The sequence below is a fragment of the Neptunomonas sp. genome (assembly GCF_041601355.1).
Taxonomy (GTDB): Bacteria; Pseudomonadota; Gammaproteobacteria; order Pseudomonadales; family Balneatricaceae; genus Neptunomonas.
Genome location: NZ_JBFIIH010000208.1, coordinates 1 through 4,401 on the forward strand (window position 1 = coordinate 1; position 4,401 = coordinate 4,401).

Here is a 4,401-nt window from a genome sequence, read left to right on the forward strand (position 1 = left end):
CCCTGTCTGGCACTTATTCTGCCAAAAGACTGGACACAAAGCAGCGGACACATTCAACAGGTCGATATTGTGCAAGCTAACATCCCACAACAGTTAAAATGGGATAAAAATTATCTGCCAGAATTTTTGAATATGTACAGTAAGATAACCCTGCGGGACACTCAGGCATCACTGGTCATCTGGCCCGAAACAGCCATACCATCACTTCTTTCCTCAGCAAAGCCCTATCTGTCTGAGCTACTTGACCGCTTCGACAAAGACAACCGCACACTGATCAGTGGACTGCCGTCTATTGAAGCCGATAGCGAGCACCCCGACGGCTACCGCGCCCACAATAGCCTGGCAGTACTGACCGGCAAAACGGATATTTATCATAAGCAACGACTGGTTCCGTTTGGTGAATATGTGCCCATGGAAGCCTATCTGCGAGGCGTGATCGAGTTTTTCAATCTACCCATGTCGAGCTTCAGCTTACCGGCAGAAACACAGACGACGCTAAGCACGGGTGATATGAAGATTGCTGCAGCTATCTGTTACGAAATAGCCTACCCGGAACTCGTCAGGCAATTATCCATCCACAGTGACTGGATACTTACCGTCTCCAACGACACCTGGTTCAGCCACTCCTTAGCGCCCGCTCAGCACCTGCAAATCGCCCGCATGCGGGCACTGGAAAATGGCCGCTGGTTAGTCAGAAGCACCAACAATGGCCTCACCGCGATAATCGATCCGTATGGCAATATCACAGCACAGGCACCTGCTTATCAGCAGGCGGTGTTAAGCGGAAGTATCGAAAACAGAAGTGGCACAACACCCTATCAAAAATACGGTGCCGCGCCTGTGTTGCTGTTCAGCTTATTGCTGCTGGCTGCTTGCTTTATTCGCCGGAAAAAACTCGCCTGAAAAAAGGAAATTCCTGATCAGTTCCTTGCCGCCTTCAGTGGCAAAGGATTCAGGGTGGAACTGAATACCCACGATCGGGTAGTCACGATGACGTACTGCCATTACTTCAAACTCACCACCTTGGTGGATTTTTTCATAATCAGCAAACTGATCAAGCGTCAGCTCACCAACAACCGAAGTTAATTCCAGACACTCAGGAAAGCTCTCCGCTTCGGCCATCAGTGAGTGATAACGCATCACTTCCAGTTGATCAGGAATACCACGGAAAATCCCCTCACCGTTATGCGTAATCGGGCTGATCTTACCGTGCATCGGCAGATGTGCTTTCACCACTTTACCGCCGAATTGATGCACTATACCCTGCATCCCCAAACACACGCCCAACAACGGAATGGTTTTACCAAAATGGGAAATAACCTGCGCACACACACCAAAGTAATGCTTATCATCCGGCGAACCCGGGCCAGGTGAAATAATAATGCGATCAGGATTAGCTGCCTGAATCTCTGACAAGGTCACCTGATCATTGCGCTTGACGATAATTTCAAAGTCCTCCAGGAACCCTTTGGACTTTTCGGACGTCAGGATCTCGCCAATAAATTGATAGAGGTTATACGTGAAGGAGTCATAGTTATCGATAATATAAACTTTCATACTCACTTCTCCCCCTTAATAAACAGATCCAGCACCTTTTTAGTACCGGCAAATTTGCGACGAATCTCTTCATATTCATCATCAGGATTCGAGTCGTAGACATTCCCCCCGCAGGTCTGCACATAGGCATTTTCGCCGTTAGCGAACACCGTACGAATCGGAATCGCAAACGTACAATCGCCGTTAAACGAGAAGTGCCCCACCGCACCACCATACGGACCACGACCATCCAGCTCCAGATCATCAATCACCTTCATCGCCTCGATCTTCGGTGCGCCGGTCAAGGTACCCGCAGGGAAGTTACTCGCTAATGCTGAGAACATATCCTCATTTTCGGCAATGATGCCGACTATTTCACTGGAGATATGCTGCACATGACTAAAACGCTTAATGTCCATCAGGCTACGCACTTTTACTGTACCAAACTGCGCGACACGCCCAATATCATTGCGATGCAGATCAACAATCATATTGTGCTCTGCAATCTCTTTAGGATCATTCAACAAGATACGCGCCAGTGCACGGTCTTCCTCTTCAGTCGCGCCACGCTTCGCCGTACCGGCTAACGGGAAGGTTTCCATCTCGCCCTGACGCAAACGGAACAACAACTCAGGGCTGGCGCCAATCAGTTTTTGCTCGCCGAACTTAACGTAATACATCTGCGGCGATGGATTTACTTCGCGCAGTTTCTCGTAAATATTGATGCTGTCGCCTTCCAGCTTAAAGCGCTTTTTAAAGCCAACTTCCGTCTGGAAAATTTTACCGTCAATAATATCCTGCTTAACCTTCATCACAGCGGCGGCGTGCTCTGCACGCGTCATCGTTTCACCCATCGGCGTGATTTCCAGTTCGCCGTTACCCGCATATTCTTGCGCGATCAACGACTCAACTAACGCCAAACGATTATCCGTATAATAAAAATAGATCACTTCGCCGGTCATCTTATCGAGAATCAGGCCATCTTTATAAAGGCCAAACTTAAACGCTTCAAACATATCACTGCGCTGCAGGTTAAGCGTCGGCTCAAAATAGTTCATGCTGTCGTAACCGATATACCCCGTTAACCCACCCGCATACTTACGCGAGATCACATCCTGGGGTATCAGATCACGCAACAGATAATATGGATTATCGCTTTCATACTGCTCGCAACGGCCATCACGCTGCTGAATCGTCAGCGTGTTACCCTCTGCCCAGAGAATTTTTTCCGGATCAAACCCGATAATCGAGTAGCGGGAGATAAAGCTATCCTCACCCAACGACTCGAGCATAAAACAGCTATCAAACTGTTTCTCAATCTTCTTGAACAGATCAAAAAAATCACAATCAGAGGCGATCGTTACATAATGCGGCTTACGGGACAGATCGATACGATCGGGTTTACGCGATGTCATATGCTTTTAACCTTATTACTCTTAATTATTCGTAATTATTCTTAATGACTCTGATTCGACTTTATTCGGCTTTAAGCGCCCGCGAGCCACGCGTCACGGTCGCTATCCCCACACCCAAGGTTTCTGCAATCTGACGCTGTGGCACACCCTGCTGCAGCATATTAAAGATCTGCAAACGCTTGGTAACTTCGCAGAATTCAGCCGGGGTTAGCAGCGCGCGTAACGCCTGCTCCATCTCGTCTGGCGTTCTTAATGCCAGCAGATGTTCCATTAATTCAAGAGTATATTGTTTGTCTGTATTCATGTACTAGTATGCTAGTGCGATCAGAATAATTGTCAATAGATAAACAGTGCGTTTAATAAAAAGAAAGGAAGGCAATGGATAGACAGGGGATATAATACAAAAAACCCCGAATAAGATCGGGGCTCTTGAAAGCAATAGTACTTTTACATTAAGCCGCTTTCTTTCTTCTTAAAAAGCCGATACCAACCAGACCCAGGCCCAACAATGCCAGGGAAGCTGGCTCAGGAACTTCAGCAGTAAAGGTTGTGAAACTAACGTTATCTAAGGTAGTACTCACAGAACCATTCTGATCTTCGTGCACAAAGCTAATCCTGATAGTTTCATTAGCAAAAGGGGTCAAAAATGGTGTTACATCAAACGCCCATCTACTAGATATACCACCTATTTCCGGGACCGTAGAGAAAACCTCATAGTTAAGCAATGTAGTATCTACACCTTCAATAAAAACTCTCCACTCTCTGACTAGGTTGGAAGAAGCCACGTCGCTTTCAATTCGATCATCCCAACTTAATACAGCGGCACTAAATGAACCCGGAAGCAATATCTCCTGAGACAAACTCTGTAACTCTGGGTTTCCATTTCCCTTAGTAGTCACAGCATCAAAAGCACCATCGATTGGATGCTTTTTTATTAAATTATAACCGGTGTCGAACGTTCCATCGTTTATACTCCAATGACCTGTGCCGGTATTAACAACAGTCCAGTCAGAAAAATCGCCAGCCTCAAACCCTCCATTCTCGATATGCTCAATGAATCCCGCATTAGCCGAACCAACAAACAAACAAGCAACCAAGCCAATAATCTTTTTCACTCTACTATCCTTAATTACTGTTTTTTTAACACTGATATCAAACAAACGACAGAAGCATTCCACTAACACTACCTAAATAGAATCACGCAGAATCAACTTTTACTTGCCTCTATTTAGTTGCGACTAATAATATTGACGTCTCTTTTACCCATCCAGTAAATACAGCAATTAACAGGCCGAAAATGACATAACTGATGTATATCAATAAATTAAAAAAATTTGATTCAAACTTAAGTTTGAATTGTAAAAAAAGCTGACACGACATCAGCTTTTATGACTGACTGCATTACCAGATTATATCATTTAGGGATGAATCAAGCAGGGTGAATCAAGAG

General features: G+C 45.7%; 5 protein-coding genes. 1 reads left to right on the forward strand and 4 read right to left on the reverse strand.

The genetic code is table 11. From position 1 onward, the window contains the following. Positions 1-903 (forward strand): apolipoprotein N-acyltransferase (gene lnt / locus ABY436_RS19180; RefSeq protein WP_372740531.1); only part of this gene is annotated, 903 nt, incomplete at its 5' end. On the opposite strand, the gene ABY436_RS19185 is transcribed toward lnt, so the two are convergent. From ABY436_RS19185 to ABY436_RS19200, 4 genes are all read right to left on the reverse strand, one after another. Further along, entirely contained in the window at positions 856-1,557 is a 702-nt protein-coding gene (locus tag ABY436_RS19185; protein WP_372740532.1) for an aminodeoxychorismate/anthranilate synthase component II, read from the reverse strand. The genes lnt and ABY436_RS19185 overlap by 48 nt on opposite strands. Before the next feature lie 2 nt (positions 1,558-1,559). Next, complete coding sequence (locus tag ABY436_RS19190; protein WP_372740533.1) at positions 1,560-2,951, reverse strand: anthranilate synthase component I family protein; 1,392 nt, start codon at positions 2,949-2,951, stop codon at positions 1,560-1,562. 61 nt (positions 2,952-3,012) lie between these two features. Next, a complete protein-coding gene (locus ABY436_RS19195) occupies positions 3,013-3,255 on the reverse strand; it encodes a Trp family transcriptional regulator (RefSeq protein WP_372740534.1) in 243 nt (80 codons plus the stop codon). A 148-nt stretch (positions 3,256-3,403) separates the two neighbouring features. Continuing rightward, entirely contained in the window at positions 3,404-4,066 is a 663-nt protein-coding gene (locus ABY436_RS19200; RefSeq protein WP_372740535.1) for a PEP-CTERM sorting domain-containing protein, read from the reverse strand. Positions 4,067-4,401: the final 335 nt, after the last annotated feature.

Coding starts and splice junctions, on each gene's coding strand:
- ABY436_RS19185 (WP_372740532.1), bottom strand. CDS start 1,557: ATGAAAGTTTATATTATCGATAACTATGACTCCTTCACGTATAACCTC.
- ABY436_RS19190 (WP_372740533.1), bottom strand. CDS start 2,951: ATGACATCGCGTAAACCCGATCGTATCGATCTGTCCCGTAAGCCGCAT.
- ABY436_RS19195 (WP_372740534.1), bottom strand. CDS start 3,255: ATGAATACAGACAAACAATATACTCTTGAATTAATGGAACATCTGCTG.